Origin of the sequence: Pseudomonas sp. Root329 (genome assembly GCF_001424925.1) — a bacterium.
Classification (GTDB): domain Bacteria; phylum Pseudomonadota; class Gammaproteobacteria; order Pseudomonadales; family Pseudomonadaceae; genus Aquipseudomonas; species Aquipseudomonas arabinosi.
In genome coordinates this window covers 48,906-75,871 of the sequence record NZ_LMCV01000019.1, presented here as the reverse complement: position 1 = coordinate 75,871, position 26,966 = coordinate 48,906, and the positions used below count along the sequence as shown (strand labels likewise).

The window sequence follows — 26,966 nt, the reverse complement described above, 5'->3', positions numbered from 1 at the left end:
ACGGAGCAGGACCGGAGCGAGGGCATGCCGAGCCTAGGCGAGGCACCGAACGAAAGGGGCAGAAGCGCTTTGGTTACTTTCGCGCTTTTCGAAAGTGACCCGCCGTCAGGGCGGAACCCTAAGCCGCCATCACCGCAGAAACGGATATGTACCCTCAACCTTAAGTGAACAGCATTAGCCCTTGAGGCCGGTTTTTTAGGAGTTCATTCACTCCGCCAACTTCACGTCCACCGACCAACTGAAGTACCCCAATGCCTCGCAGCTTTTATTGATCAGCATGAATTTCAGTTCGCACGCCGCCACACCAGCCGCCAATTGCGTGCAGTGCCAGTAATGATCATCGGCCGTGTGGCTGCCCGGTTGGGTCGGGTTTTCGGGATTGGGTGCGGGGACTGTCAGGTTTGTGTGGATCACCAGTTCAGGTGGTGAAAGTACCCCGGCATCACCGACAGACATCTCGTAGAACACCACGCTGTGTTCAGCGAGCAAGCTGACGGTCCTGCCACGGATATGGAAGTTCTCGCCGTTACTGGCGATAAACGTCATAAAGCTGTCATTTGTAGTACTTTGTGTTGTTTTGTTGCCGCTGATGGCAAAGATGAAACCTTCCTCAATCCCGGTCGGGTTTTGCGGCTCAAGACTGGGTTGCGGATAACGTAAAAGCAGCGATTCGGCATCGACGATCAGCAGCACATTATTGGCTGGCGCGATACTCGTCGAGGGGGAGGCAATCGGTTCGGAAGTCATCATGGATTCCTTTCATGATGTTGATTCAAGACGGCAGCCGCATCAGTTCAAGCAAGACATCCCGTCCCGGCCGAAGCGGCAGCGAACTCGGTAGGCCCCTCGTCGCCAAGGGGCCTTGTCATCGTCAGTTACGGATGGTAATGAACGGATCCCACGAGCAGCAACCTACGATCTTGCAGTCGCGATCAACGATCAGGAAATGGAAGTGGTAGGTCACGCTACCGCACGAAAGTGTTTCCGAAGACCAGTAATGGTTATCGACTTTCTGGCAGCTCGGCACCGACGGGTTGCTGGTGTTGGGGACGGCAACGCACGCTGTAGCCTTGCGGGGCGTGGGTGTGGAGATCAACTCGTTGCCGACATTGCCAATGAACTTGTAGAAAATCACTGCGGTCTCGAAGCTCTGCGACAGACTGGTTTCACGCCAGCGAATCAAGTCGCCTACCTGGGCTTTCAAGTTGAGTTCGCCACCGGCCTGGCCGCTGACGACGTTGTTCTGATTGGTCACCATGTACACATGATTGACGTCGATTAACGTCGGCGAGGCAGGGTTTTTGCTGATGTTCGTGTAGTTTTTCAGAATGGTTTCAGTGTCGATTGAAACAAGAACATCCGTGACTCGAGACATAGTAAAGCTCCTTGTTCATAGTGAATGCCTGGCATCTTCCAGGCACAACAACGCTTGCTTGCCTTACGGCCGTTGCGAACACACTACGGGCGGAACCCACCTGTCACGGGCATGAGCTGGCCTTGCTCCTTGCGTGCAAACTAACGGGTTCGGGTTCCTTCCGACGGGCCGCGATAGGACTATAGGTGCCATTTCAAGGCTGTCAAAATTGCTTTCCTGTCAGTTCGACGAACGGTCGATTTAGTTATGATTTCAGAAGATTTGGCGATAAAGAACGCGCATTCAAACTCTCGTTGTTATGTCGGTGCCAAGTCATACAAGTTCAGGTAATAGACAGATACGACCTGCTACAAGATCAATTAGCCAGGCAGGAGCGTGGCTGGAAAAGGGGGGATTTTTGCTGATTCACTCAATGCGGCGTTCAAGCCTGAGGAGGCAGCATGTGGTTACGTTATATGGCGTTATTGGCGGTGATGTTCGCAGCGTCCGGCTGTGTGCAGGAGCGGGTCGTTCATGAGCGGCGTCCGGTGCAGCATGAGTACGTTGAAGTCATTGCACCGCAGCCACCACCGGAACGCGTAATCGAAGTAGAGCCTGTGGCGCGTCCGGGGTACGTCTGGTCCCGAGGATACTGGCGTTGGGAAGGTGGGCGTTATGTCGCTGTTCATGGCCACTGGGTGCCGGAACGACCGGGCTATCGTTATGTGCATCCCCACTGGGAGCAGCGTAATAATGGCTGGTATTGGCAACGAGGGGGTTGGGTCAACTGACATCCTGCGCCATAGGTCGGATAGGGCAGGGCACATCGGTTGGCGTATCGTAGCGAACCGTTATCTGCCCTGCCCATGACAACGCACCGACAGGAGAACGCAATGAGTTGGTCCGCCAAACAATACGTCGCCTTTGAAGATGAACGTACACGTCCCGCCCGTGACCTGCTGGCCGCGATCCCTGCTGTGGACGCGCGCTCGGCAATCGATATCGGTTGCGGCCCCGGTAATTCGACCGAGTTGCTGGTTGAGCGCTTCGCCAATGCCGCGGTGCGTGGCTTGGACAGTTCGACCGATATGATCGACGCCGCCCGCAAGCGCTTGCCGCAGGTGCAATTCGATACGGCTGATATTGATACATGGAACGAAAACGGCCCGTTCGATGTGATTTTCGCCAACGCGGTGTTGCAGTGGGTACCCGATCACGCGAAGTTGCTGCCTGCACTGGTGAGCAAACTGGCGCCCGGTGGTAGCCTGGCGATCCAGATGCCGGACAATCTCAACGAACCTTCGCATCGCTTGATGCGCGAAGTTGCAGCCGATGGCCCATGGGTTGGCAAACTGTCGGGCGCCGCCGGGCAGCGGACGGAGATGGCAGATGCCAGTGGTTATTACTCGATGCTGAAAGCCCACTGTTCCCGTGTCGATGTGTGGCGCACGACTTACCATCATCCACTTTCTGGCGGCGCATCTGGTGTGGTCGAGTGGTTCAAGGGCAGCGGATTGCGACCGTTTCTTGATCCGCTGGATGAGGCGGAGCGGGCGCAGTATCTCAAGCAGTATCAGGCGGCGATCGAGCTGGCTTATCCGACGTTGGCCGATGGTTCAGTGCTGCTGCCGTTCCCACGGTTGTTTATCGTTGCGACGCGTTGATGCATTAATGAAAAAGGGACAGATCCCGCGCTTTCCGTCTGTCCCTTTCGCGTACTAATGACCGAGCATCCTGTCGTAGCTAATCAATCAACTGATCTATCAACACCGCGTTGCTATAGACCAAGCTTCCATCACTCGCTCGATGCCCGACCAGATGGAACTGACCACGCTCGTTGTGTATATAGACGCGCATCTGGCAGTCGGACAAAGGGTCGTATCCCTCTGGCAATTTCAACTCCAGTGTGTCCATGTCGACATCGACCATGGCTTCACGCTCATGGGTCTTCTGCAGGCGTTCTTCAGCGTCCTCCAGACCCTTATGGAGGGGGCCATCGACGTAAAAATGGATTTCACCCATCGGGGTCGACTTTTGTTGTCCGTTGACTTTGCACCAGCCTTCGATCGTCAAGGCACTCATGACGAAATCTCCGTTGTGGACGGCTGGACGCTATCGCTCTTGGCCGTCACTTGTCTGACCGCGTAAACAGACTTTAATTATAGCTGGCAACCAGGCCTCGCTTGCTCGACGTGTCGTTCTGGCGGGATGTGTTGCTTAATAGTTACAGTTATATATAGCGAATAGGTTTCAAATGATCAAGTTGACGCTGAAGTTGGAATATCCAGGCAACAAGGCTTTTCAGGGAAAGCGCTTGTTTCGGCCATGAACTATACTTCCTGCGGACTTTGCCACGAAGATAGAGGGTATTTGTCTAGCCTGTTTTGGCGTCAGATTAGTATTGATTTGACGATGTTGTTCTGTGGCGATGCTTAGGCATACCGATGAGTAACAGGAATAGGATGAAAGCAAAATGGCAATGGCAATTATTCTTGTACTAATCGTTATTGCATCAGTGCTGTTCCATCTATTAGCGCCTTGGCATGCGGCACCGGCAGCTTCCAACTGGGGTTCAATAGACACCACCCTGTTCATCACCCTGATCATCAGCGGAATATTTTTCATCGCCATCACCGTATTCATGGCGGTGGCCGTGATGCGTTTCCGTCACAAGGAAGGTGCCAGGGCGGCCTACCAGCCAGAAAATAAAAAGTTGGAAACCTGGTTAATTATCGTGACCTCGGTAGGTATTGCCGCGATGTTGGCGCCAGGTCTGGTTGTTTACAGTGACTTTGTCCGGGTGCCGAATAATGCTTATGAACTTGAAGTGGTCGCCCAGCAGTGGCAGTGGGCCTTTCGTTTTCCCGGCCAGGACGGGAAACTGGGCAAGTCGGATATTAAGTTTGTTGATTCCACCAATCCCTTTGGCCTTGACCCCAAGGATCCTGTTGGGCAAGACGATGTACTTGTAATAAACAATGAAGTTCGCCTTCCGCTCGATAAGCCGGTAAAAGTTTTACTGCGCTCTAAAGATGTGCTGCACGATTTCTATGTACCACAAATGCGCAGCAAGATGGACATGGTGCCAGGGATGGTGTCGTACTTTTGGTTTACACCGACTAAAACCGGGAAGTATGAAGTCCTTTGCGCTGAATATTGTGGCGTAGGCCATTACAACATGCGCGGCCATATGATCGTGGAGGAACAGGACGCCTTCGATCAATGGCTGAACAGCCAACCGACTTTTGCGCAGACATTAACGACAGCCGCCAAGCCCAGTCGGGACAGCGTGCTGAAAAAAGGCCGCATGCTGGTCGAAAACCTCGGCTGCAGTGCCTGCCATAGCCAGGATGGCAGCGCCAGTCTCGGCCCGGGATGGAAGGGGTTGTACGGTCGCACTGAACAGCTTGCCGATGGCACCAGTGTGCTGGTCGATGAGGCCTACCTGAAAGAGTCGATCCTCGATCCGAAGGCCCGATTGGTACAGGGCTACCCGCCGGTCATGGTGACCTATACTCTCAATGACGATGAACTGGGCGCACTCGTCGCCCTGATCAAATCACTGGGTGCCGCGCAGCAAGACAATGAACCTTCTGCCAGCGAAGCGTCGGGCCCAGGTGACGACTTGGCGACGCAGGGGCAGCAGCTGGCTCAGTCGCTCGGCTGTCTGGCCTGCCACAGTGTCGATGGCAGCAAGGGCGTCGGCCCCAGCTGGCAGGGCCTGTATGGCGAGACCGTAACCCTTGCCGACGGTTCGACGATAAAGGCCGATGAGGGCTATATAAAAGAGTCGGTTCTTAATCCCGGAGCCAAAATCGTCAAGGGCTACGCAGCCGTCATGCCGGCCTTTACTCCGAGCGACAAGGACCTGAACGCACTGATCGCTTTTATCAAATCCAAAGCAAATGCCGACGCTGATGCGAGCAAGGCGCAGCCAGGGAAGTAGCCGTAAAGCAGCCAGGAATGCACCGAAACTTCGACAGGAGGATGACGTGATGGCCTATGCGGAGCAAGCCGAAACAGAAGCACTGCACGAACCCAAAAGTTTCCTGACCAAATATGTCTGGAGTCAGGACCACAAGGTCATCGCCATTCAGTATTCCTTGACGGCTTTGTTCGTGGGCGTTATCGCCGTGGTGTTGTCCGGCTTGATGCGCATACAGATTGGCTTCCCCGGCACTTTGGCGTTCATGGACGCCAGTACTTACTATCAGGCGATGACCATGCACGGCATGATCATGGTCATTTACTTGCTGACGGCCTTGTTTCTGGGGGGCTTCGGTAATTATCTGATCCCGCTGATGGTGGGCGCCCGCGACATGGTCTTCCCCTACGTCAACATGCTGAGTTACTGGTTCTACCTGCTAGCGGTAGTGGTGTTGCTCTCCAGTTTCTTTGTACCGGGCGGCCCCACCGGTGCGGGCTGGACGCTCTATCCGCCACAGTCCATTTCTCAGGGGACACCGGGGGTCCAGTGGGGCATCGTCCTGATGCTCGTCTCACTGGCGATTTTTATTGTCGCCGCCACCATGGGCGGGTTGAACTACGTCACCACGGTGTTGCAGGCGCGCACGCACGGCATGACATTGTTTCGCATGCCGCTCTCCGTATGGGGAATCTTCATGGCCTCGATTATGGCCTTGCTGGCCTTCCCGGCGTTGTTCGTCAGTGCGGTCATGATGCTGTTTGACAAGCTGTTGGGTACCAGTTTCTTTATGCCGGCGATGGTCTCGCTGGGGCAGCAGCTCGATCACCAGGGTGGCAGCCCGATCTTATTCCAGCACTTGTTCTGGTTCTTCGGCCACCCGGAGGTCTACATCGTTGCTCTCCCGGCGTTTGGTCTGGTCTCCGACTTGATCAGCACGCATGCGCGTAAAAATATCTTCGGCTACCGAATGATGGTGTGGGCCATTATTGCGATTGGCGTACTCAGCTTTGTGGTCTGGGCGCACCATATGTATGTCAGTGGAATGAACCCGTACTTTGGCTTTTTCTTCGCCGTCACCACCTTGATCATCGCGGTGCCGACCGCACTGAAAGTCTACAACTGGGTGCTGACCCTGTGGCGCGGCGACATTCATCTGACCGTGCCGATGCTGTTTGCCCTGGCCTTTATCGTCACCTTCCTGGTCGGCGGTCTGACCGGCTTGTTTCTGGGCAATGTGATCGTGGATATTCCGCTTTCGGACACCTATTTCGTCGTAGCTCATTTTCATATGGTGATGGGTGTCGCGCCGGTGCTGGTGGTGTTCGGCGGCATTTATCATTGGTTCCCGAAAGTCACCGGGCGCATGTTGAATGACACCCTGGGCAAGCTGCATTTCTGGATTACCTTTCTGGGCACCTACGCCATCTTCTTCCCCATGCACTACCTCGGTTTCCAGGGCATGCCACGCCGTTACTACGCCTATGAAAACTACGCGTTCATCCCGCAGTCGGCGCAAGAATTGAATGCCTTCATTACGGTGGTCGCATTGACCGTTGGCGTTTCCCAGCTGCTGTTCCTGTTCAACCTGGCCTGGAGTGTCTTCAAGGGTAAGCCCGCAGGCAGTAATCCTTGGGGCGCGGCCAGTCTGGAATGGCAAACGCCGAACACCCCGCCGATACACGGTAACTGGGGAGCGAAGCTGCCGGTCGTGCATCGCTGGGCCTATGACTACAGTGTGCCGGGGATAGAACAGGATTTCGTTCCACAAACAGTCTCCGCCGAGGAGCTGGAGCAGATGCGGCAACTGAGAGACGGTACCAAGATAGCGGACGTTAAAACATGAGCAGGTTGCTATTGAGAAACGCCGACGGCGCTGACCCCGGCGGCAGCTGGAATCGCGACCCGGAGGGTATTCAGGCCGGCGAGGGTGCCGATCGAAACCAAATCGCAAGAATAGGCCTGCGCTTATTTTTGGTCGTGGTGAGTTCGTTGTTCTTTCTCTTCTTGCTCGCCTTTATCGCCCGTTCACAAATGACCGACTGGCTACCCCTGACAGAGCCTTTGGCGCCGTTAGCCGATCTCTCGCAGTTATGGCTGAATTCGGCTTTTCTGGTACTCAGTTGCGTCGCACTGCAGTGGTCGCGTATGGCCGCCCGAAAGGCGCGACTGGGTGCAACTGTGATTGGTTTCGCATTGGGGGGTGTATTCGCCATTGCTTTTCTGGCGGGACAGCTCTGGGTCTGGCAGCAGTTTGTCGCCTGGGGCTACTTTCTCGCCAGCAATCCGGCCAACAGCTTCTTCTACCTGTTGACCGGCCTGCATGCGCTCCACCTGCTGGGCGGGCTGATAGCCTGGGGCATAATCGTTGCTAAATTCCTGCAGCGCGTGCCGTTGCCGCAACTCAGCGCCAGCGTAGAGCTGTGTGCCATCTATTGGCATTACTTACTGGGTCTTTGGTTCGTGCTATTCGCTTTGCTGACCAGCACGCCGCAAACCTATGAAGCGATCGCCAGATTTTGCGGCCTGAGGTGAAAAGCCATGGCAACGCACCCACTTGCCCCAGGCGAGTCCAGTTCATCCAATCCACCCAGCTTGCCGCCGCCAGAGGGATGGCAGGGCATCGCCAGCGACTGGTCCTCGGATAAGGAGGCCTTCAAGCAGGTCCCTTGGGGCAAGGCGATGATGTGGATATTCCTGCTCAGCGATACTTTTATATTCACCTGTTTTTTAACCGGCTACATGTCGGTACGCATGACCATCACCACCGCCTGGCCGAACCCCAGTGAAGTGTTCGCATTGACGATTGGCGGTAGAGAAATCCCGCTTATTCTGATCGCCATCATGACCTTTGTGCTGATCAGTAGCAGCGGCACCATGGCCATGGCCGTCAATTTCGCCTATCGCCGTGATCGCGCGAAAACCACTGCCCTGATGCTGGCCACCGCTGCCTTGGGTGTGACCTTCGTCGGCATGCAGGCATTTGAATGGAGCAAGCTCATTGCAGAAGGGGTGCGTCCCTGGGGGAACCCTATGGGGGCGGCGCAGTTTGGCGCCAGCTTTTTCATGATTACCGGGTTCCACGGACTGCATGTGTCAATCGGCGCTATCTACCTCAGCATTGTGGCGATGAAAGTATTTCGGGGCGATTATGAGCGCTCCGGAAACTATCAGAACGTCGAGATAGCCGGGCTGTACTGGCACTTCGTGGATTTGGTATGGGTGTTTATTTTTGCTTTCTTCTATTTATGGTAGAGGAGCACGGGTGATGGCACATGCTCAAGGTCAGCAACATCCAATCAGCTTGTACCTTAAAATTTGGGGGCTGTTATTCGTCCTCAGCACGATGTCGTATCTGGTCGACTACTTTCACTTCCATGGTTACCTTCGTTGGGCCCTGATTATTACTTTCATGTTGTTGAAGGCAGGTCTAATTGTCTCCATCTTCATGCACATGGCCTGGGAGCGGTTGGCCATGGTCTACGCCATATTGGTGCCACCGTTGTGTTTGCTGGTACTCGTCGGACTGATGGCCACCGAGGCGGACTATGTTTTCCTAAGTCGGGTCATTTCCTTCGGCCAATAAGCAGCGTCTGGATGGCCTCAGTCTCCAGGCGCTAACCCGATATCACTCGCTTGAACTGATGCCATTTGTGCTGCCAGGCTACTGCCCAGTGGGGGGCGGCCGCTCCCGTGCCGGCGATCTCCAGCATTGGATGATGTTCGATAACCCCGTCCAATACGGGCTCCTGATCCGGCTCGACATCGACGAAGAAAATATGTTTTCCCTCTGCTATCACCTGTTTAAAACTGCGGAAGTGAGTGTTAGGCACCTGGATACCAAAAAAACCGCCTTCCCAGATGCAGAAGCCACATACAACAATGGCAAGAAAGATAAAGGGCATCCAGCCTGCGGCGGATTCGGTCCAGCCCAGCCAATAGGCGCCGCCAAGAACCAGCGCCGCGAGTGGCACACCGATCACTGCACCAATTTCGCCAGAGTGGACAACATCCTGTTCCATTAACGAATTAACTTCGTGAAGGTGATGTTGTTCAACATCGGCAACGTGTTCACTGAACACATGAATTTGTTCGGAATTGATACCGCTCGCTTCCAGCTCATTTTCAACGGCTTCAAGATCGTCGAGATTGTTGCTGATGTAATAGTGTCTATTCATGCCACACCTCCCATCTCGTGCTTGCCGTAGACCTCCTTTGTCTTGCAGCTGCCAGTCGAGATTTACAGTCGGTATCAGTACCCGTGGGCACGTTGGGTGCTTCATTCAAGCCATAAAAAAGTATAGCACTGCATATCATTCAGGCATGGGGACGGGAAGCATGCCGCCTGTTCTCCCGGCAGGTTCCCCATCCCCCCAAATTCTGGGCACAAAAAAACCGGCCACAACGGACCGGTTTTTGTATTGCTGCATCTCCCGTCAAAACCCTCCTGACGTGAGACCAAATTCGATTGGAGCGGGTGAAGGGAATCGAACCCTCGTTATCAGCTTGGGAAGCTGGAGTAATGCCATTATACGACACCCGCTCAGAGCGGCTGACTTTGTACCAGATGTGGGCATGGAAATGAAGTTTTTCTTTGCGTGGGACGGCTTTAGCGCAACTGAAACAAAGCAGAGACCGCATGACGGTCTATCGCGGGCAAGCCTTGCTCCTACAGGAATGCATTCAACACTGTAGGGCGAAGCTTGCTCGCGATGACACTGTTTCAGATGGCCAATGCATGTTGGTCCTGGACGTAGTGATAACGCGGTCGATTTTCGTGTTGCGAAGGTTTCAGAAAGCCCAGCAATGCATTGCGGCTATCTCGGCAGGCAGCTTTGTGTTCCATGTCGAGAAAGTGGCCGGTGGCCTGCAGGGTGGTGAACGTAGCGTGTTGCACGTGGTTGGCGAACAGTTGAGCGCCGTCGGCAGCGGTGTACTCGTCCCATTCGCCGTTCATGAACAGCACCGGCACGTTGATTTTCTCCGCGGCTTTGAAGAAGCACTGGCGATCACTGCGCAGCAGATCGCTGATGTGGAAGTGCATCTGCCCGTATTCATGCTCGGCCAAAGAGCTGACGTGCCGATAATTGAAGCGCTTGAACAGTGTCGGCAGGTGTTTGCCGATGGTGCTGTTCACCAGGTTGCCGACCCGGTCACCGTCCCGGCTGCCGAGGTAATCGATGCCGCGCTCGAGGTAGTCGAGCATGTGCGCGTTGATTTCCGGAGAGAACGAGCTGACCACGGCTTTTTCGATGCGTCGCGGCTGGTGGGCCAGAGCGACCAGGGTCGCGGCGCCACCCCAGGAAAACGACAGCACGTGTTCGGCGGCGAAGTGGTCGATCAGCTCCAGGAGGATCTGCCCTTCGATTTCCTTGGTCAGCAATTTCTCGTGCAGGTTGTGGGCTTTCGACTTGCCCGCGTAGGGCTGGTCGTAGCAGACCACATTGAACTGCGGATGAAGGTTTTTCACGGTTTGTGCAAACGACGCAGTCGTGGCCATCGAGCCGTTGACCAAAATAATGGTCTTCTCTGCGGCGTCTGCGCGATAGAACTCCGTGTAAACCCGATACTGACCCTGTATATCCAGCACAGCGATTTCTGGCCTCATGTCATAAGACTCCTGGCAAGCGGGTATGCGTGCAAATCAGATTGCACGAGCTTTGTGACAGGTAGGCATACGCCTGGAATTTGAGAGGCCCATGTCGATCCATTGCAGTCCGGTCGACGGGTATTGTTATTGGCGGGCAGTCTGCCGGGGGAAAGCGGAACCTGAGGGTTCTCTACCGGCAAAAAGTTTCTTAGAAGTATGTTGTGACTCGTCGGTCACATTTCGGCCGACGTCCTGATTCAAGCAGGGGTCACGTCATCGCGCAAGTATCTTTGGTAAATTGTTCGACAACTTCTGCTGAGCGGTCGCCTGCTTAGATCAATTGAATCTCTTCGGTGCGTAGTGCGCGGTACTCGCCCGGTTTCAGGGCACTGTCGAGCACCAGCGGGCCCATGCTTTCGCGGTGCAGGCGCAGCACCTTGTTGTCGAAATGGCCGAACATCCGCTTCACCTGATGGTAACGGCCCTCGACGATGCTCAGTCGTGCGGACGTTGCTCCGAGTACGGCCAGCTCGGCGGGTTGGGTGGTGAGGTCTTCGAAGGCGAAGTACAGGCCTTCGGTGAATTTCAATGCGTATTCCGGGCCAATCTCTTGCTCAGTCTCGACGTAGTAGACCTTGGGCAGTTTGGTTTGCGGCTGGGTCAGGCGTCGCGACCAGCTGCCATCATTGGTGATCAGCATCAGGCCAGTGGTGTTGAAGTCCAGGCGCCCGGCGATGTGCAGGTCCTCCTTGTCCGGCTCATGGATCAGGTCGAGCACGGTCGGGTGTTGCGGATCGCGGGTGGCACTGACGCAGCCAGACGGTTTGTGCAGCATGAAGTAGCGTGCAGGCTTGCCGACTTGCAGCAGCTCATCGTCGACTTCCACACGGCTGAATTCCAGTACATCGGCGTGAGGGTCGCTGACGATTTTTCCGTCGATCCTGACGCGCTTTTCCACCAGCAACAGACGCACCTGCTTACGGTTGAAGCGCGGCAGGTTGCTGAGAAAACGGTCAATGCGCATGACGAGGGATCGGTAGGAAAGGGGCGCGTATCTTACGTGATCGGTTGTGCGGTTGCTTACAGCTGCGCCTCGACTTGCGCGCAGCGTGGGCACAAACAGGATTTGTCGCGCAGTTCGGGCGGCAGTGCTTCGAGCACCGCCGGGTCGATGCTGACGCCGTAGCACCAGCAGGCCCGATCAGCGGTTCGCGGGTCGGCCAGAGTGCAGTCGTTGGAGGCGCCGCAGGCCGGGCAGAAATCTGGCTTATTCATGTAGGGTTATTCATAACTGGAGTGAGGCATTTCCACGCAGGAGCGGTTACGGCCGGCTTGCTTGGCCCGGTACATCGCATGATCAGCCCTCGAGAGCAGCGTGTGCAAGGTGTCATCGGTCTGCAGGGTGGTCAGGCCGATGCTCACGGTCAGCTGCAAGGCCTTATCGTTGTAGGCATAACGCTGTTGCTCGACATGCTGACGAATTTTCTCGGCGACCATCAGACCGGTCTCACCGTCAGTGTCCTTGAGTAGCACGATAAATTCCTCCCCGCCCCAACGGCAGACGATGTCGGAGTGCCGCAGGCAACTCTCCAGATCCCGTGCAAAGCCGATCAGCACCTGATCGCCGGCAAGGTGCCCGTAGGTGTCGTTCAAAACTTTGAAATGGTCCAGATCCAGCAGCAACGCGGTCAGCGGTTTGGGCTCACGCTGGGCTTCGTGCATGGCTTGCGCCGCCAACAGATCGAAACCGCGGCGGTTCGGCAACTCGGTCAGGCTGTCGAGGATCGCCTGGGCCTGGATCTTGCCCTGGTAGCGCTTGATCACCCGGTTGAGCAGGGCCAGCACAATCAGCGTGACGATCAGGCAGATCAGCAGGTTGAGGTACAGCGACTGGCGGATTTCACTGAGGGCGCCGTCTTCGCGTTTGTCGACGAACAAGTACCAGTTCAGCTCCGGAATGAACCGTACGTTGAGGAAATGTCCCTGGCCCTGGACGGAATATTCGTAGCTGCCGCTGTGGGGTTTGGGCAGTTGGCTGACCAGGTCCTTCATGCTGTCGAGTTCGCCGAGCCTCTGCCCGATCTTCGCGCCTTGCGGGCCGCCCTCGGCCCCGGTGAGCACCAAGCGTCCGAAGTTATCGACGAAGTACACGCTGCGCTGGTAACGCTGCTGATACTTGTCGATCAGCTTGATCACCGCATCGACTGTCAGACCGACGCCCGCGGCGCCGATGAAACGGTTGTTGTAGTCGTAGACCTTGTAGTTGATGAAGAAGGTCAGGTTGTCCTTGTTGGCAAGGTCCGGGTCGACATTGATCTCGTAGGGATCGGCCATGTCACGTACGCGGAAATACCACGCATCGCGGGGTTCAGTGACTTTGACCTGTTTGAGTACGCCCTTGGCGTGGTAGTAGGTGAGGCTGGCGTTGGAGACGAAAAATGCGGTGTAGGCGCCGTAGTGGGTCATGACCTCGTTGAGGTAGCGGGTCATTTTTTCGGGGTCTTGCTCGCCGTTTACCACCCAGTCACGCATGAAGGTGTCGCGAGACATCATCGAGGAAATCAGGATCGGTCTGACGAGGTCTTTCTGGATTTCCGAGTAGACCGTGTCCGACGTCAGCGGCAGTTCGGTGTTGACGATGCTGTCGCGTATCGACGCTCGCGAGGCGTAGTAACTGAGGAAGGACGTGGCGAGAAAGCCTGCTCCCAGCAACGCGATCAGCGTGAGGACCAACGAACGTTGCGAATACAGCGGCGAGCGAAGCGGCATGACGATTCCGTTGGCAGTGACTCGATGGCAGGCATTCTAATGGCACTGTGGGGAAATAACTGTTCTGTGTGCAGGGCGAATGATCGTTCACACGCCCTGAGTAGATCGTTCCCACGCGGAGCGTGGGAACGATCATTTGGTGAGGTAAGCACGCCATCCGCCTAAATGGCTGATATTGGCTGCCCCCTCCAACCCATACGCCTCACAGATAAACCCACTCTCCCAACGCCCATCCGCCAATTGCACCTTACCCAATCCCAGCGGTGCCGGTATCCCGGTCAAAAACGAACCCAACTCACGGCTCGGCAGTTCCCAAACCTCCACGGCAATCGCTACACCCCCGTCCTTCACGCGAACCATCCCGGGACGAAACGGGGGACCACCGGCCAAGGCATACAGTTGATAATCCGGCGAGCTGAACGTCGTCTCGACCCGTCGAGCCCCGCGCTGCTTGAGCTGCCAGTTCAGCGCCAACCCATCCAGATGCGCACCACACACCACCAGCCGCGCCCGGTCATTACGCGCGGTAGCCGTCGGCGCAGGCGCGAGCAAACCTTGCTGGCGCTGCAACGCATCCGCCACACCCAACAAATACTGATCAGTGAATGCCCGTCCGAACAACGTCACACCCCAAGGCAAACCATTGCCCATGAAACCGCTGGGCACGGCGACGGCGGCGTAATCGAGCAGGTTCATGAAGTTGGTGTAGTAGCCCAGTTCCGAATTGCGCAGCACCGGTTCGGCATCCAACTCCGCCAGTGTGACGGGGCGGCCGAGGGTGGGTGTCAGCACGCAATCGAGGCCGTCCAGCGCCTGGTCGCATAGAGCTTTCAGAGCTTGTAGCCGGTACTGGGCGCGGAAAGTTTGCACGCCGCTCACCGCCGGTGCCTTGGCCAGCACCGCGCGAATCACCGGCAGTACAGCTTCAGGATTTTGCTCCATCAATTCGCCGGCGACACTGTAGCGCTCAGCCACCCACGGGCCTTCATAGAGCAAACGCGCCGCTTCAAGGAACGGCGACAAATCCAGTTCCACCGCTTCACCGCCCAACGCCTTGAGCTGATCGATGGCATCACCAAACAACAGCGGGCCTTCGGGGCAGCCGAAGAACTCCAGATCCTGAGCACGCGGCACGCCAAAGCGGAAGGGGCGAGGGGCACCAAACGCCGAGCCGTCATTCCACAACGGATTAAGGCGGCTGTATTCATCGCGGGGATCAAGGTGCGCAGTGAGCGCGAGCAACTGACTGGCTTCCCGAGCAGTCGCGGTGAAGGTGGTCACGCAATCGAGGGTGCGACAGGCCGGAACCACACCCGCCGTTGAGATCAACCCTTTGCTGGCTTTCAACCCCACCAGATTGTTCAGCGCCGCCGGCACACGCCCGGAACCCGCCGTGTCCGTGCCCAGAGAAAAACTCGCCACGCCGAGCGCCACCGCCAGTGAAGACCCGGCGCTGGAACCGCCCGACGGATACTCCGGCAACACGCTGTTCGGGCACGCGCCATACGGTGAGCGACTGCCGTTAAGCCCGGTGGCGAATTGATCAAGATTGGTCTTGCCCAACGGAATCGCCCCCAGGGCCAGCAACTGCTCGACGATGGTCGCCGAACGCTCCGGCACATAGGCAAATGCAGGGCACGCCGCGGTCGTCGGAATGCCCGCCAGGTCGATGTTGTCCTTGATCGCGAACGGCACGCCGTACAGCGGCAGGCTTTCGATATCGCGACCGTTGAGTGCCGCGAGGTACGGTTCCAGTTCTTCAACACTGAGCACGTGGATGAACAGGTGATAGTCCGGGTTCAGCGCCGCGGCTTTATCGCGCAGGCTCAGCAGCAGTTCACGGGGCGTGATGTTGCCGATGCGATAAGCGTTGCGCAGGGCGTCGAGTTGCAGATTGATGTTCATGGCGTTAATCCTTTTCAAAATGGGTTCACTCAAGTTCCAGCACCACGACACGCTGTCCAGCGCGCACCGCCGAACCCGGTTGCACGCGAATCTCGCGGACCACCCCGGCCATGGGCGCGAGCAATGGGATTTCCATCTTCATCGACTCCAGAATCACCAGCACATCACCCGCGGCAACCCGGCTGCCGGTTTCAACCTGAACCTGCCAAAGGTTGCCGGCGATGTGGCTGTCGACGCTCTGTTGACCGCTGGCCAGCGGTGCGTCCTCGGTCAATTCCGGGACCAGTTCTTCGCTGTCGAAATGCGCCTGGCCGCTGGCGATCCAGCGCTCGCGCTCGGCGTTGAACGCACCTTTTTGCTGATCGCGAAACGCGGCAATGCTCTCGGCTTCCTTCCTCAGGAAGGCTTGGTATTCCGCCAGATTCAGCTGACTGTGCTCGATGTTCAGATCGAAGCGCCCGAGGGGGAAATCCCGTCGAATGCGCAGTAGTTCATCGGCACTGACCGGGTAGAACCGGATCTGGTCAAAGAAGCGCAGCAACCACGGTTTGCCATCGAATGCGGCGACCTCGCGATAGCGATTCCACATCTGCAACGTGCGGCCGACGAACTGATAACCGCCAGGGCCTTCCATGCCGTACACGCACATGTAAGCACCACCGATGCCCACCGAGTTTTCCGCGGTCCAGGTGCGGGCCGGGTTGTATTTGGTAGTCACCAAACGATGACGCGGATCGAGTGGCGTGGCGACGGGCGCACCGAGGTAGACGTCGCCCAGGCCCATCACCAGGTAGCTGGCGTCGAACACCGTGCGCTGCACTTCGTCGAGGTTTGGCAGGTCGTTGATGCGGCGGATGAACTCCAGATTGCTCGGGCACCACGGGGCGTCCTTGCGCACGGTGGTCATATATTTTTCGATCGCCAACTGGCAGGCCGGGTCGTCCCAGGACAGCGGCAGATGAACGATGCGCGAGGGCACTTGCAGGTCCTTGGCGGCGCACACGGCGTCCCATTCGCCGGCAACGATGCCGAGCAGATCGGCCAGCGGCAGTTGTTCGGGTTGGTAGTGCACTTGCAGCGAGCGGATGCCGGGTGTCAGGTCGATGACGCCGTGCAGGTTTTGGCTTTCCAGTGCTTGCATCAGGGCGTGGGCGCGGAAGCGCAGGACCAGGTCAAGTTCGGGGGCGCCGATTTCCAGCAGCAGGTGAGTGTCCCCCGACAATCTCGCCACCAACCGCGTATCGTCCTGACCAATATCCAACACCACCGGCGACTCAATCCCCTGTGGGAGCGGGCTTGCTCGCGAAGAGGGTGTGTCAGACGACGTTGATGACACAGACACACCGCTTTCGCGAGCAAGCCCGCTCCCACAGGGGGTGTTCCATTTCAGGGCGAGATTGCGGGCGGTCTTCAGGTCGACGGGGAGGAACTGAACTTTGTCCCCAGCCTTGAGCTGGCCCAACTGCCAAAGATCCGCCTCGATCACCGTCACCGGGCAAACAAATCCGCCGAGGCTAGGGCCGTCGGGACCGAGGATTACCGGCATGTCACCGGTGAAATCCACTGCACCAATGGCGTACGGATTGTCATGAATATTCGACGGATGCAGACCCGCCTCACCACCATCCGCACGCACCCATTCAGGCTTCGGCCCGATCAACCGCACACCGGTTCGGCTGGAGTTGAAATGTACTTCCCACTGGGTGGCGAAGAAGGTGCCGATGTAGTTTTCGGTGAAGTATTCCGGTGCGCCATGAGGGCCGTAGATCACCCGGATCTGCCGCAGAACGGGCAACTCGGTGAGCTGTTCTTCAGCCAGTTGTTGACCGGCGCGGCGGTCGTTCAAAGCAGGGAGATGCAACACGTCGCCAGCCCGCAATGCACGCCCACCATGCCCACCAAACTGGCCGAGGGTGAAGGTGCTTTTGCTGCCCAGATAATCCGGAACTTGCAGACCACCGCGCAGGCACAGATAGCTGCGGGCGCCCGCACCGGCAATCGTTCCAAGGCTCAAAGTAGCGCCCGCCGTTACCAGCAAAGCGGTGTTCATCGGCACCACTTCACCATTAAGGGTCAGTGGAATCACTGCCCCGGTCACCGCCACCACCGCATCGCAATTGAAGCGCAGCAGCGGTCCGCTCATGGTGATTTCCAGCGCCGCGGCACCTTCATCGTTGGCCAGCAGACGATTGCCCAAACGCAACGCGCGACTGTCCATCGGCCCCGACGGCGGCACGCCCACGGCCCAGTAACCGAGGCGGCCGGGATAGTCCTGAACGCTGGTCTGAGTGCCGGCGCTGAGCACTTCAAACGTGTTGGCCTGATACACCAAACCTTCCAGGCAACGGGTCCACGGCTGACCGCTGGCGAAGGGCATATCGAGCAGAATCTGCCGCAAGTAATCGCGGTTGGTTTCCACCCCGTAGAGCAGGCTGTCGCCCAACGCTTGATGCAGATCGGCAGCGGCTTCTTCGCGGGTCGGCGCCCAACTGATGACTTTGGCGATCATCGGATCGAAATACGGTGGAATCTCGCAACCGGCCTCGACCCAGGTGTCGATACGCAGGTGTTTGCCATCGGCTGCAGGGAAGTTCACGGCGGTCAGCAAGCCTGGGCTCGGCTGAAAGTCGCGTCCCGGATCTTCGGCATAGAGCCGTGCTTGAATCGCATGGCCGCAGGCTTTCAAGTCTCGGCTCAACTCGCTCAACGGCGGCAAATCACCTGCTGCCAGTTCCACCATCCAGCGCACCAGATCCACGCCCCAGACTTGCTCGGTGACGCCGTGCTCCACCTGCAAACGGGTGTTCACTTCGAGAAAGTAGAAACGCTGAGCCTCGCTGTCGAAGACGAATTCAACGGTGCCGGCGCTGCGGTAATTCACCGCTTTCGCCAGTTTGATCGCCGCCGCACACAGCTCCTCGGCCATGCCCTCGGGGAGGTTCGGCGCCGGGGTTTCTTCGAGGACTTTCTGGTTGCGGCGCTGCACCGAGCAGTCGCGCACGCCGAGGGCAATCACTTCGCCCCGGCCGTCGCCGAACACCTGGACTTCCAGATGACGGGCGCGCTGGATGTATTTCTCGATGAACACGCCGGCGTCGCTGAAGTTGTTCTGGCCGAGGCGTTTGACGGTCTCAAAGGACTCGCTCAATTCGTCCGCACTGCGACACACGCGCATGCCGATGCCGCCACCGCCGGCGGTGCTTTTGAGCATCACCGGGTAACCGACTTGTTCACCGGCAATCAGCGCTGCGTCGAGGCTGTCGAGCAACTCAGTGCCTTCGAGCATTGGCACGCCGTGTCGCTTGGCCAAGGCGCGCGCGGTGTGCTTGAGGCCGAACACTCGCAGCTGCTCTGGCGTCGGGCCGATGAAGGCGATGTCGGCGGCTTCGCACGCTTCGGCGAACGCGGCGTTTTCCGAGAGAAAACCGTAGCCGGGGTGGATCGCCGTGGCGCCGGTGGATGTGGCGATGGCGAGGATTTTGTCGACCGCCAGATAGGTGCCGGCGGCTGCGCCTTCACCGAGGCTGTGGGCTTCATCGGCTTGCAAGATATGCAAACTGGCGGCATCGGCTTCGGAGTAAACGGCAACGCCCTGGACCTGCAACTCACGCAGGGTGCGCAGGATGCGACAGGCAATGGCGCCACGGTTGGCAATCAGGACTTTTTCGAACATGGCATAACCCCCGGAGGCGATAGCGCATCAGCCTCGACCTGGGATGCGGGCCGTCCCGCAGTTTTTCGATAAGCGCCGAGGTCGTCCCCGACGGCAGAATCAGTTCACTCCAGAACACCACCGAACCCCTGTGGGAGCGGGCTTGCTCGCGAAGACGGAGTGTCAGTCGACATTAATGTTGAATGTGACGGCCCCTTCGCGAGCAAGCCCGCTCCCACAGGTTTCAGTGGTGTTTTGGCTGTTTGAGGCACTGGCCTGAACGGGCCTGGCACAGGGTGAACAACCATCTACGCAACCGCGCGAATTTCAGTTCCATACCAGCAGCTCCGCAGGAGTGGGGTTGTAGGCGTTGCACGGGTTGTTCAGTTGCGGGCAGTTGGAGATCAGCACGATCACGTCCATCTCGGCCCGCAGGTCGACGTACTTGCCCGGCGCCGAAATCCCGTCCTCAAACGTCAGCCCGCCATCCGCCGTGACCGGCACGTTCATGAAGAAGTTGATGTTCGGCCCGATGTCGCCCTTGCCTAGTCGCCCGTCGTGGACGCAGGCCCGCAGGTAGTTGTCGCGGCAGCTGTGCATGTAGCGTTTCTCCAACGCGTAACGCACGGTGTTGCTCTCTTGTGCGCACGCACCTCCGAGGGTGTCGTGACGGCCGCAGGTGTCGGCGACGATGGTCAGCATCGGTTTGCCGAGGTTGGAATAGAGCACGCTGCCGGTGCTCAGGTAGACGCTGTTCTGCCGGCGCAACGTGCGCTGCACGTCATAGCGTTCCTTTGGATTGGCAACGCTGTAGAACAAGGTGTCGACGGCCTGGTTGCCTTCCAGATCGAGGATGCGCAAGGTCTGGCCGGCCTTGACCTCCATCAACCATGGCTCGCCGGCCGGGATGGTGGCGCGGTAGATCGCGGTTTCGGGCAACTGTTGAGCAGTAGCGAATGCAAGTGACATAGCAGCGATCCTCAGGCGAACAGACGGTCGGTGTTGATGAAACCGCGCTGGTTTTCCGGGCGCGAGGTGCGGCAGTGTTCGGCGACGCTGGCGTCGGCGTTCATCCAGCTGAGCTTCAGCGGTTTTGGTGCGTACTCAGGCGAAGGGTCCATTGGATGTTGCAGCGCGGTGAGCACCACCAGCGTGTCCATTGGCGCATACAACTCGATGTAGTCGCCGGCCTTGGAATTGCCTTCGACGAAGTGAAAACTTCCGGCCTCATCGACGTTCACCCGGCTAAACAAATTGAGCGTCATCAGCAGGTCGGACAGGCCCAAACCCCACTTACCCAGCTCCACCAACAGGTTGTCGGTGCCGTTGCGGAAGAAGCCGTTGCGCAGTTCCTGATAGCGGCCGGCGCCGTATTTTTCTGCGACCTCTTCAGCGCAAAGCACACCGCCGAGGCTGTCGCTCCAGCCGCAGGTGTCAGCAGTGATGGCGACCAGCACACGGCCCATGTCCGAATAGAGGCAATGGCCGGTTGTGAGCTTGGCCGTGTGTTGGCATTTGAGGCTGTCGGGCAGGTTCAGGCGTTCGGTTTTTTCATTGGCATTGAGCAGCGTCAGGCTGACGTTGGCGCCGCCGCGCAGGTCGGTCAGGCGCAGCAATTGGCCGCGTTTCAAGACGAAGGAGCGATGGCCGCCACCGGGGAGCATTTCTTCGGCGAAGGGCGGGAACAGTTGGATTGAATCAGTCATATGAAAATCCTCTTAAGCGGTACGAAGCGTGCCTGCCAGCTCAGCCGGCAAGGCATCGACGGCGGCACGGTTGGTGCGGCGGTCGCTGTTCAAAGGGATGTCGTAAGTGATGCGCGCGCCATAGGCGCCAGGGGCGTGCGGGTCGACGCGGACCTTGTCGAACACCAGCAGGCGGGTGCCGAGACTGAAGCCTTCGGACAGGTCGTGGGTGACCATGAACACCGTCAGTTGCGTCTCGCGCCACAGCTCCAGCAGCAAACCGTGCATGTCCTTGCGGATGCCTGGATCGAGGGCGCCGAAGGGTTCGTCGAGCAGCAGCACGCGAGGTTTCATGATCAGCGCCTGAGCAATCGCCAGTCGTTGTTGCATGCCGCCGGAGAGCTGCGCCGGGTACTTGTCCAGCGAATGGCCGAGGCCGACTTTGTGCAGCAGCACTGAGGCTTGTTCGCGTGCGTCTTTTTTAGCGCTGCCGAAAAGGCGTCCGAGCAGCGGCGAACGTGGCAGTTCGAGGCCGAGGGCGACGTTGTCCAGCACCGTCAGGTGCGGGAACACCGAGTAACGCTGGAACACCACGCCACGGCTGGCATCCGGCTCGCCGGCCAGGGCCTGGCCGTCGAGCAGAATCTCGCCGCGACTGGCGCGTTCCTGGCCGAGCAACAGCCGCAGGAAGGTCGACTTGCCGCAACCCGAGGCACCGACCAAGGTGCAGAACTCACCCTCGTTGACGTTCAGGTTCAGCCCTTCGAGCACCACCTGATCGGCGTATTGCTGCCAGACATTTTTCACTGTGATGAAGCTCATGCGCGGGCCCCCTCATACCAAGGGAACGCCCGTTGGGTCAGGCGCTTCAGGCCCCAGTCCATCAGCCAGGCGAGCAGAGTGATCCAGACCACGTACGGCAGAATCACGTCCATCGCCAGATAGCGGCGCACCAGGAAAATCCGGTAGCCGAGGCCGTCGGTGGAGGCGATGGCTTCGGCGGCGATCAGGAACAACCACGCCGAGCCGAGCATCAGCCGCAGCGAGATCAGCAGACGTGGCAACAGTTGCGGCAGCACCACGCGCAGCATCAGCGTCCAGGTTGAGGCGCCGAGGGTCTGGGCCTTGATCAGCAACTCCACGGGAATTTCCCGGGCGCGTTGCTCCAGATCGCGAGCAAGGCACGGGGTGATGCCGATCACGATCAGCATCACTTTCGACAATTCCCCCAGGCCGAACACAATGAACAGAATCGGCAGAATCGCCAGCGGCGGCACCATCGACAGCACCGTCAGCAACGGCGACAACGGCGCGCCAAACAGCGGCAGCGTACCGGCGGCGATCCCCAGGCACAGCCCGGCCAGCGCGCTGATGCCGAGGCCGATGGCCAGGCGGCGCAGGCTGGACGCGGTGTCTTGCCACAACAGGTATTCACCGGTGCGGCTGTCGGCGGTGAACGCCAGGCGTTTCACCGCGTCAGTCATCTGCACGGCGCTCGGCAGCAGCTTGTCATTGGGGTTGTCCGTCAGCCGCTCGGCCGAGCCCATGAAGTAGGCGAACAGCACCAGGGCGAATGGCAGGATCACCAACAGCAGGCGACTCGGGCGATCCGGGTGGCGATTGATCAGGCGCATGGCCAGGTCCTCCTGATTACAGCTTGGCGTCGGCGGCCATCTGCACGTAGGTCGGGTCGAAGCGCAGCTTGAGGTTGGTCTTGTCGCCGCTGGTCACGCCGTTGGCGAACGCCATGCCGACCGCGCTGGTGTCCTTGGCGCCTTCACCCAGCAAGCCGTGCTGGAAGGAGAACTCGGCGACTTTGCGCATGGTTTCCGGCAGTTGCGTGCTGGTGGAGAACGCCAGGGCTTCTTTGGGTGTGGCGAACAATTTGGTGGTGTCCAGTTGCGACTGGAAACCGGCCAGATCGGTGCCGGAAGCTTTGGCCATGTGTTCGAGGGCGGTTTTACTGGCGGCGTTTTTGGCGTTCATCAACTCGACCACTTCGAACCAGGCGCCGGTCAGCGCTTTGCCCAGCGCCGGGTTGTCTTTGAGGGTCGATGAGTTGACCACCATCATGTCCATGATTTCGCCGGGGATCTGGCTGGAGTTGAACACTTCGGTCACCGCGGGTTTGGCCTTGATGTCCGAAAGCATCGGGTTCCAGGTGGTGACAGCGTTGACCTGATCGGTGTTGAAGGCCGCCGAGATGTCGGCGTCGGAGGTGTTGACCACTTTCAGGTCTTTCTCAGTCAGATCGACCGAATCCAGCGCCCGGGCCAGCAGGTAGTGGGAGACAGAGAGCTCCACCAGATTGACGTCCATGCCTTTGAGGTCGGTGACTTTCTTGCCGTCGCCCTTGAGCACGATGCCGTCGTTGCCGTTGGAGAAGTCGCTGACGATCAGCGCGGTACTGTCGACGCCGCCGGCCGCCGGAATGGTCAGCGCGTCCATGTTGGTCATGGTGCAGCCATCGAACTGGCCGGCGGTGTATTGATTGATGGATTCGACGTAGTCATTGAGCTGCACGACATCGATTTTGATGCCGTACTTCTTCGCCCATTTGTCGACGATGCCTTGGCTGCCTGCGTATTCCCAGGGCATCCAGCCGGCGTAGATGGTCCAGCAGACGCTGAAGTGGTCTTTCTGGGCGGCCTGGGACGAGACGCTCACGAAGGCTGCGAATGCAGCGGCGAGCATGGCGGGTAAACGAAGCTTGAGCATGGGTGGTTCTCCAGTTGATCAAGGGCGGGCAGGAGTCAACGCGGCACCGCGAACGGTGGCTTGTCTCCCGGGCTTTTGTCCCGCCGTGTAACCTCAACTGGAGGTCGCCAACTCTCGGACCAGCCACTCGCCTTAGCGAGCCGGAACCCTAGTCAGCCATTGCAAATTGTGGTGCCGCGAACCTGTGATGACTCCTGCACGTGTTTGCTAAAGCGAGAGCCGTGCCAAGTCGGCTTGAGCGCTCTAGCGTGGGCGATTACGCAGTTGGCGCGTTGGGAAGAGGTGGTGGCGTTGCCTTGTGATGGTGCGTGGGTGCACCGCAATGGACCGGGTCGGCCGCTGATCTGAAGGTCCAGGCGGCTCGGCACTCGGCGCAGCATCGCCAGTCAAAACAGGTGTCAGCCGGCCTGTTCCGGTTGTGGGTCTTTCAGGAGGCCGCCATGTTTCGTCGACTGTTGTTTGGTGTTGTTCTCGGCCTGGGATTGTCCGGCTGCTACTACTACGCCGGTGGTTACGATGTGTATTCCGAGCCCTATTACTACCCAGGCTATTCACCCTATTCCTACTATTACGGACCGAGTTACTACTACGGACCGCGCTTTTATGGTGGCTATCGCTACTACTATTGGGGCGGGCACGGCCCACGTCATTACGGTGGTGAATATCGCGGTGGCCACCATTGATCAGCGGGTGAAAAGATGAAAAACCTTTCATCGGCGACTTGTTTCAATGTGTTTCAAGAACGCACCAGATTCCGAAATCGATGTCTGATCTTTCGACAGTCACCGAATAATTGACTGTCGCCTGCCAGCGTCGCTGGTGTGGCTCACTCGCGGTCCAGGAGGCCGCCATGTATCTGCGAATTCTTCTGATTGCTGTATTGGGATTGTCTCTTGGTGCATGCGTGCCCTATTCCGATGGAGGAGCCAGTTACTACAGTTCTGAGGTCTATACCTCGCCATCCTATTATGACGGCGGACCTTACTATTCAGGCGGCGGTGGTTATTACACGCAACCACGCCGGTACTACGCACCGCCAGCGCGGTATTACCAGCCAACACCGCGGTATTACTATCAACCGCGGGTTTATCAACCGGCACCACGCTATTACCAGTCGCAACGAGGCGACTATCGGGCCCATCAGAATCGCGGCTGGGATGGCCATGACCGTGGCGGTTGGGACGGCCGTAACCGCGGTGGAAACAACGACTATCGCGGCGGCCATGGCGGACGCGACAACCGTGGCGGAAGGGGCGATCACAACGGTCGCGGCGATCACGATGGCCGAGGCGGCCACCGTTAAACACTCATAAAAAAAGCGGCGCATGAAGCGCCGCTTTTTTATGCCCGGATTTCAGTATTCCTACAGATCGGCCAGAGGATGCCGGCCTTCCCAGGCCTTGTGGAAGTGCGCTTCTACCACTGCATCCGGCAGATTATTGATGTCTGGCCAGTGCCAATGGGGTTTTTGATCCTTGTCGATCAACCGTGCGCGCACGCCTTCGCTGAATTCAGGATGACGGCAACAGTTGAGGCTCATGGTGTATTCCATCTGAAAGACTTGAGCCAGCGACATGTGCCGGGCGCGGGCGATCTGTTCCCACACCAGATGAGCGGTCAGCGGCGCACCTTCGCTCATGGTTTTCGCGGCACGGCTGAGCAGCAGATCCGTGTTGTCGCGCAGCTGGCTGATGGCCTTCCAGGCGCAGCGCACGTCACTGACATCCAGCAGCTCATCGATCTGCTGGCGTCGTGGCAGCCATTGGGCTTCGGGCATTTGCGCGATGGCTTCCTGCTGCAGGGCTTTGAGCAGACTGTTGAGCTGCATCGGCGTCTGTTCCTGCCAGTTCAACTGCAGCAGGCCTTCCATCAGCTCTTCCTGCTGTTCATCGAGCAGGAAACGGTCGGCCAGGTCGAGATCGATCGCATCGCGACCGTTCATATGGGCGCCGGTCAGGCCGAGGAACAATCCGAGCTTGCCGGGCAGACGCGACAGAAACCAACTGGCCCCGACATCCGGGTACAAACCGATACTGATCTCCGGCATCGCCAGGCGGCTGCTCGGCGTGACAATTCGGATGCCCGACCCTTGCAGCAGCCCCATGCCGCCGCCGAGCACATAGCCATGCCCCCAGCAGATCAGCGGTTTAGGGTAAGTGTGCAGATTGAAGTCCAGGCGATATTCCGCCGCAAAGAAATGCGCGGCCAGCGGCGGCACTTCGCCGGGATGGGCGCGACAGGCTTCCACCAGGCTGCGGACTTCACCGCCGGCGCAAAAGGCCTTGGCGCCGTTGCCGCGCAGCACGACGCAGACGATTTGCGGTTCTTTGGCCCAGACGTCCAGTTGATCGCGCAAGGCGTTGATCATCGGCAAGGACAGGGCATTGAGGGACTTTTCGGCATCCAGGCTGGCGACTCCGATGCGTGCGCCGTCGGTGCCAGTGAGTTCTTCGAAGTGCAGATTCATCGTGACCTCGATCGGGAATTTGAGCGTTCAGTATGATCGCTGTACAGGAAAGTGCCGGATCTGCGTCAGATCAATTGACAAGCGCGATGGGCTTTCCTAGGGTTCGCCCCATTGTTTTTGCCGGATGTAACCATGACTGCTGACGACCGTATCAAACTCGAACCGAGCTGGAAGGAGGCACTGCGTGCCGAATTCGACCAGCCCTACATGGCAGAGTTGCGCAACTTCCTGCAAGAGGAGCGCGCGGCCGGCAAGGAAATCTACCCTCCAGGACCGATGATTTTCAACGCGCTCAACTCGACGCCGCTGGATAAAGTCAAAGTGGTCATCCTCGGCCAGGACCCGTACCACGGTCCGGGACAGGCCCATGGCTTGTGCTTCTCGGTACAACCGGGCGTACCGGCACCGCCGTCGCTGGTGAACATCTACAAAGAGTTGAAACGCGATCTGAACATCGACATCCCGACCCACGGTTGCCTGCAAAGCTGGGCCGACCAGGGCGTGCTCATGATCAACACCACCATGACCGTGGAACGCGCCAACGCCAACGCCCATGCGGGCAAGGGCTGGCAGTATTTTACCGATCGGATTATCGAAGTGGTCAGCGAACACCAGCCACATCTGGTGTTCCTGCTGTGGGGCGCGCATGCCCAGAGCAAGCAGAAACTGATCGATGCCACCAAGCATCTGGTGCTGACGTCGGTGCATCCGTCACCGTTGTCCGCCTATCGCGGCTTCCTCGGGTGCGGGCACTTCAGTCGAACCAATAAGTTTCTGGAGCAGAATGGCGAAACGCCGATTGAATGGCGATTGCCTCCGGTTTGATGCGTTGACCGAAAGGGCCCCTTCGCGAGCAAGCCCGCTCCCACACTGGATCTCTGTGAACACATTATTTGTGATC

At 58.3% G+C, this 26,966-nt stretch carries 26 protein-coding genes, 1 tRNA gene and 1 riboswitch; of the genes, 10 read left to right on the top strand and 17 right to left on the bottom strand.

The features are described from left to right. Positions 1-207 precede the first annotated feature (207 nt). Positions 208-747: an AidA/PixA family protein gene (locus ASC74_RS16945; RefSeq protein WP_056742604.1), complete on the bottom strand. Its 540-nt coding sequence runs from the start codon at positions 745-747 to the stop codon at positions 208-210. Positions 748-871: 124 nt separating this feature from the next. Beyond that, complete coding sequence (locus ASC74_RS16940) at positions 872-1,375, bottom strand: inclusion body family protein (RefSeq protein WP_056742602.1); 504 nt, start codon at positions 1,373-1,375, stop codon at positions 872-874. A 440-nt stretch (positions 1,376-1,815) separates the two neighbouring features. Here ASC74_RS16940 and ASC74_RS31180 point away from each other — a divergent pair, with 440 nt between their 5' ends. Beyond that, positions 1,816-2,145, top strand: a complete 330-nt coding sequence (locus tag ASC74_RS31180; protein ID WP_082555838.1) for a YXWGXW repeat-containing protein — start codon at positions 1,816-1,818, stop codon at positions 2,143-2,145. A 102-nt stretch (positions 2,146-2,247) separates the two neighbouring features. Beyond that, positions 2,248-3,018: a trans-aconitate 2-methyltransferase gene (gene tam / locus ASC74_RS16935; protein WP_056742600.1), complete on the top strand. Its 771-nt coding sequence runs from the start codon at positions 2,248-2,250 to the stop codon at positions 3,016-3,018. A 79-nt stretch (positions 3,019-3,097) separates the two neighbouring features. Here the strand turns inward: tam and ASC74_RS16930 are convergent, their stop codons facing one another. Next, on the bottom strand, positions 3,098-3,436 hold the full coding sequence (locus ASC74_RS16930; RefSeq protein WP_056742598.1) for a hypothetical protein: 339 nt from the start codon (positions 3,434-3,436) through the stop codon (positions 3,098-3,100). Between the two features lie 391 nt (positions 3,437-3,827). Here ASC74_RS16930 and ASC74_RS16925 point away from each other — a divergent pair, with 391 nt between their 5' ends. Genes ASC74_RS16925 through ASC74_RS16905 form a run of 5 tightly spaced genes read left to right on the top strand, consistent with a single transcriptional unit; the run spans position 3,828 to position 8,865 of the window. Further along, on the top strand, positions 3,828-5,300 hold the full coding sequence (locus ASC74_RS16925; protein ID WP_056742596.1) for a c-type cytochrome: 1,473 nt from the start codon (positions 3,828-3,830) through the stop codon (positions 5,298-5,300). A 49-nt stretch (positions 5,301-5,349) separates the two neighbouring features. Beyond that, on the top strand, positions 5,350-7,125 hold the full coding sequence (ctaD, locus tag ASC74_RS16920; protein WP_056742594.1) for a cytochrome c oxidase subunit I: 1,776 nt from the start codon (positions 5,350-5,352) through the stop codon (positions 7,123-7,125). Then, positions 7,122-7,814, top strand: a complete 693-nt coding sequence (locus tag ASC74_RS16915) for a cytochrome c oxidase subunit 3 (protein WP_056742592.1) — start codon at positions 7,122-7,124, stop codon at positions 7,812-7,814. Before ctaD ends, ASC74_RS16915 begins: the two co-directional genes overlap by 4 nt. 6 nt (positions 7,815-7,820) lie before the next feature. Continuing rightward, positions 7,821-8,534, top strand: coding sequence for a heme-copper oxidase subunit III family protein (locus ASC74_RS16910; RefSeq protein ID WP_056742591.1), 714 nt, complete (start codon positions 7,821-7,823; stop codon positions 8,532-8,534). 13 nt (positions 8,535-8,547) lie between these two features. Further along, positions 8,548-8,865 carry a cytochrome C oxidase subunit IV family protein gene (locus tag ASC74_RS16905; protein WP_033061398.1) on the top strand — a complete coding sequence of 106 codons (318 nt, stop codon included), beginning with the start codon at positions 8,548-8,550 and terminating at the stop codon, positions 8,863-8,865. 31 nt (positions 8,866-8,896) lie between these two features. On the opposite strand, the gene ASC74_RS16900 is transcribed toward ASC74_RS16905, so the two are convergent. The 13 genes from ASC74_RS16900 to ASC74_RS16840 form a co-directional block, all read right to left on the bottom strand. Further along, positions 8,897-9,457, bottom strand: a complete 561-nt coding sequence (locus tag ASC74_RS16900; protein ID WP_056742589.1) for a hypothetical protein — start codon at positions 9,455-9,457, stop codon at positions 8,897-8,899. A gap of 291 nt (positions 9,458-9,748) precedes the next feature. Continuing rightward, positions 9,749-9,822, bottom strand: a tRNA-Gly gene (locus ASC74_RS16895). A gap of 180 nt (positions 9,823-10,002) precedes the next feature. After that, positions 10,003-10,887 carry an alpha/beta fold hydrolase gene (locus tag ASC74_RS16890; RefSeq protein ID WP_056742587.1) on the bottom strand — a complete coding sequence of 295 codons (885 nt, stop codon included), beginning with the start codon at positions 10,885-10,887 and terminating at the stop codon, positions 10,003-10,005. Between the two features lie 313 nt (positions 10,888-11,200). Beyond that, the gene (locus ASC74_RS16885; protein WP_056742585.1) at positions 11,201-11,893 is read right to left on the bottom strand and encodes a pseudouridine synthase; all 693 of its coding nucleotides are present in this window, start codon (positions 11,891-11,893) and stop codon (positions 11,201-11,203) included. Between the two features lie 56 nt (positions 11,894-11,949). Next, positions 11,950-12,144 (bottom strand): cysteine-rich CWC family protein, encoded by a 195-nt coding sequence (locus tag ASC74_RS16880; RefSeq protein WP_008153014.1) that lies wholly within the window; start codon positions 12,142-12,144, stop codon positions 11,950-11,952. A gap of 6 nt (positions 12,145-12,150) precedes the next feature. Continuing rightward, on the bottom strand, positions 12,151-13,638 hold the full coding sequence (locus ASC74_RS16875; protein WP_056742584.1) for a sensor domain-containing diguanylate cyclase: 1,488 nt from the start codon (positions 13,636-13,638) through the stop codon (positions 12,151-12,153). A gap of 132 nt (positions 13,639-13,770) precedes the next feature. After that, on the bottom strand, positions 13,771-15,543 hold the full coding sequence (atzF, locus tag ASC74_RS16870) for an allophanate hydrolase (protein ID WP_056742582.1): 1,773 nt from the start codon (positions 15,541-15,543) through the stop codon (positions 13,771-13,773). Between the two features lie 25 nt (positions 15,544-15,568). Continuing rightward, the gene (gene uca / locus ASC74_RS16865; protein WP_056742581.1) at positions 15,569-19,216 is read right to left on the bottom strand and encodes an urea carboxylase; all 3,648 of its coding nucleotides are present in this window, start codon (positions 19,214-19,216) and stop codon (positions 15,569-15,571) included. A gap of 306 nt (positions 19,217-19,522) precedes the next feature. Then, positions 19,523-20,164, bottom strand: coding sequence for an urea amidolyase associated protein UAAP2 (locus ASC74_RS16860; protein ID WP_056742580.1), 642 nt, complete (start codon positions 20,162-20,164; stop codon positions 19,523-19,525). An 11-nt stretch (positions 20,165-20,175) separates the two neighbouring features. After that, a complete protein-coding gene (locus ASC74_RS16855; protein ID WP_056742579.1) occupies positions 20,176-20,901 on the bottom strand; it encodes an urea amidolyase associated protein UAAP1 in 726 nt (241 codons plus the stop codon). A gap of 12 nt (positions 20,902-20,913) precedes the next feature. Next, positions 20,914-21,702: an ABC transporter ATP-binding protein gene (locus ASC74_RS16850; RefSeq protein ID WP_056742578.1), complete on the bottom strand. Its 789-nt coding sequence runs from the start codon at positions 21,700-21,702 to the stop codon at positions 20,914-20,916. Continuing rightward, the gene (locus ASC74_RS16845) at positions 21,699-22,514 is read right to left on the bottom strand and encodes an ABC transporter permease (protein WP_046046146.1); all 816 of its coding nucleotides are present in this window, start codon (positions 22,512-22,514) and stop codon (positions 21,699-21,701) included. Before ASC74_RS16845 ends, ASC74_RS16850 begins: the two co-directional genes overlap by 4 nt. Before the next feature lie 16 nt (positions 22,515-22,530). Beyond that, a complete protein-coding gene (locus ASC74_RS16840; RefSeq protein ID WP_056742576.1) occupies positions 22,531-23,598 on the bottom strand; it encodes a putative urea ABC transporter substrate-binding protein in 1,068 nt (355 codons plus the stop codon). Positions 23,599-23,660: 62 nt separating this feature from the next. After that, positions 23,661-23,761, bottom strand: a riboswitch (guanidine-I (ykkC/yxkD leader). Between the two features lie 277 nt (positions 23,762-24,038). Here ASC74_RS16840 and ASC74_RS16835 point away from each other — a divergent pair. Together ASC74_RS16835 and ASC74_RS16830 are read left to right on the top strand one after the other, a co-directional pair. Next, positions 24,039-24,281, top strand: coding sequence for a hypothetical protein (locus tag ASC74_RS16835; RefSeq protein WP_056742607.1), 243 nt, complete (start codon positions 24,039-24,041; stop codon positions 24,279-24,281). A gap of 167 nt (positions 24,282-24,448) precedes the next feature. Beyond that, positions 24,449-24,901 carry a hypothetical protein gene (locus ASC74_RS16830; RefSeq protein WP_082555837.1) on the top strand — a complete coding sequence of 151 codons (453 nt, stop codon included), beginning with the start codon at positions 24,449-24,451 and terminating at the stop codon, positions 24,899-24,901. A gap of 60 nt (positions 24,902-24,961) precedes the next feature. Here the strand turns inward: ASC74_RS16830 and ASC74_RS16825 are convergent, their stop codons facing one another. Next, the gene (locus ASC74_RS16825; RefSeq protein WP_056742572.1) at positions 24,962-26,065 is read right to left on the bottom strand and encodes an enoyl-CoA hydratase/isomerase family protein; all 1,104 of its coding nucleotides are present in this window, start codon (positions 26,063-26,065) and stop codon (positions 24,962-24,964) included. Between the two features lie 132 nt (positions 26,066-26,197). Here ASC74_RS16825 and ung point away from each other — a divergent pair, with 132 nt between their 5' ends. Then, the gene (gene ung / locus ASC74_RS16820; RefSeq protein ID WP_056742570.1) at positions 26,198-26,890 is read left to right on the top strand and encodes a uracil-DNA glycosylase; all 693 of its coding nucleotides are present in this window, start codon (positions 26,198-26,200) and stop codon (positions 26,888-26,890) included. The last annotated feature ends 76 nt before the right edge of the window (positions 26,891-26,966 follow it).

Bases quoted from the DNA above. Each gene is read 5' to 3' on its own strand.
- ASC74_RS16945 (WP_056742604.1), bottom strand. From the start codon at position 747: ATGACTTCCGAACCGATTGCCTCCCCCTCGACGAGTATCGCGCCAGCC.
- ASC74_RS16940 (WP_056742602.1), bottom strand. From the start codon at position 1,375: ATGTCTCGAGTCACGGATGTTCTTGTTTCAATCGACACTGAAACCATT.
- ASC74_RS31180 (WP_082555838.1), top strand. From the start codon at position 1,816: ATGTGGTTACGTTATATGGCGTTATTGGCGGTGATGTTCGCAGCGTCC.
- tam (WP_056742600.1), top strand. From the start codon at position 2,248: ATGAGTTGGTCCGCCAAACAATACGTCGCCTTTGAAGATGAACGTACA.
- ASC74_RS16930 (WP_056742598.1), bottom strand. From the start codon at position 3,436: ATGAGTGCCTTGACGATCGAAGGCTGGTGCAAAGTCAACGGACAACAA.
- ASC74_RS16925 (WP_056742596.1), top strand. From the start codon at position 3,828: ATGGCAATGGCAATTATTCTTGTACTAATCGTTATTGCATCAGTGCTG.
- ctaD (WP_056742594.1), top strand. From the start codon at position 5,350: ATGGCCTATGCGGAGCAAGCCGAAACAGAAGCACTGCACGAACCCAAA.
- ASC74_RS16915 (WP_056742592.1), top strand. From the start codon at position 7,122: ATGAGCAGGTTGCTATTGAGAAACGCCGACGGCGCTGACCCCGGCGGC.
- ASC74_RS16910 (WP_056742591.1), top strand. From the start codon at position 7,821: ATGGCAACGCACCCACTTGCCCCAGGCGAGTCCAGTTCATCCAATCCA.
- ASC74_RS16905 (WP_033061398.1), top strand. From the start codon at position 8,548: ATGGCACATGCTCAAGGTCAGCAACATCCAATCAGCTTGTACCTTAAA.
- ASC74_RS16900 (WP_056742589.1), bottom strand. From the start codon at position 9,457: ATGAATAGACACTATTACATCAGCAACAATCTCGACGATCTTGAAGCC.
- ASC74_RS16890 (WP_056742587.1), bottom strand. From the start codon at position 10,887: ATGAGGCCAGAAATCGCTGTGCTGGATATACAGGGTCAGTATCGGGTT.
- ASC74_RS16885 (WP_056742585.1), bottom strand. From the start codon at position 11,893: ATGCGCATTGACCGTTTTCTCAGCAACCTGCCGCGCTTCAACCGTAAG.
- ASC74_RS16880 (WP_008153014.1), bottom strand. From the start codon at position 12,144: ATGAATAAGCCAGATTTCTGCCCGGCCTGCGGCGCCTCCAACGACTGC.
- ASC74_RS16875 (WP_056742584.1), bottom strand. From the start codon at position 13,638: ATGCCGCTTCGCTCGCCGCTGTATTCGCAACGTTCGTTGGTCCTCACG.
- atzF (WP_056742582.1), bottom strand. From the start codon at position 15,543: ATGAACATCAATCTGCAACTCGACGCCCTGCGCAACGCTTATCGCATC.
- uca (WP_056742581.1), bottom strand. From the start codon at position 19,216: ATGTTCGAAAAAGTCCTGATTGCCAACCGTGGCGCCATTGCCTGTCGC.
- ASC74_RS16860 (WP_056742580.1), bottom strand. From the start codon at position 20,164: ATGTCACTTGCATTCGCTACTGCTCAACAGTTGCCCGAAACCGCGATC.
- ASC74_RS16855 (WP_056742579.1), bottom strand. From the start codon at position 20,901: ATGACTGATTCAATCCAACTGTTCCCGCCCTTCGCCGAAGAAATGCTC.
- ASC74_RS16850 (WP_056742578.1), bottom strand. From the start codon at position 21,702: ATGAGCTTCATCACAGTGAAAAATGTCTGGCAGCAATACGCCGATCAG.
- ASC74_RS16845 (WP_046046146.1), bottom strand. From the start codon at position 22,514: ATGCGCCTGATCAATCGCCACCCGGATCGCCCGAGTCGCCTGCTGTTG.
- ASC74_RS16840 (WP_056742576.1), bottom strand. From the start codon at position 23,598: ATGCTCAAGCTTCGTTTACCCGCCATGCTCGCCGCTGCATTCGCAGCC.
- ASC74_RS16835 (WP_056742607.1), top strand. From the start codon at position 24,039: ATGTTTCGTCGACTGTTGTTTGGTGTTGTTCTCGGCCTGGGATTGTCC.
- ASC74_RS16830 (WP_082555837.1), top strand. From the start codon at position 24,449: ATGTATCTGCGAATTCTTCTGATTGCTGTATTGGGATTGTCTCTTGGT.
- ASC74_RS16825 (WP_056742572.1), bottom strand. From the start codon at position 26,065: ATGAATCTGCACTTCGAAGAACTCACTGGCACCGACGGCGCACGCATC.
- ung (WP_056742570.1), top strand. From the start codon at position 26,198: ATGACTGCTGACGACCGTATCAAACTCGAACCGAGCTGGAAGGAGGCA.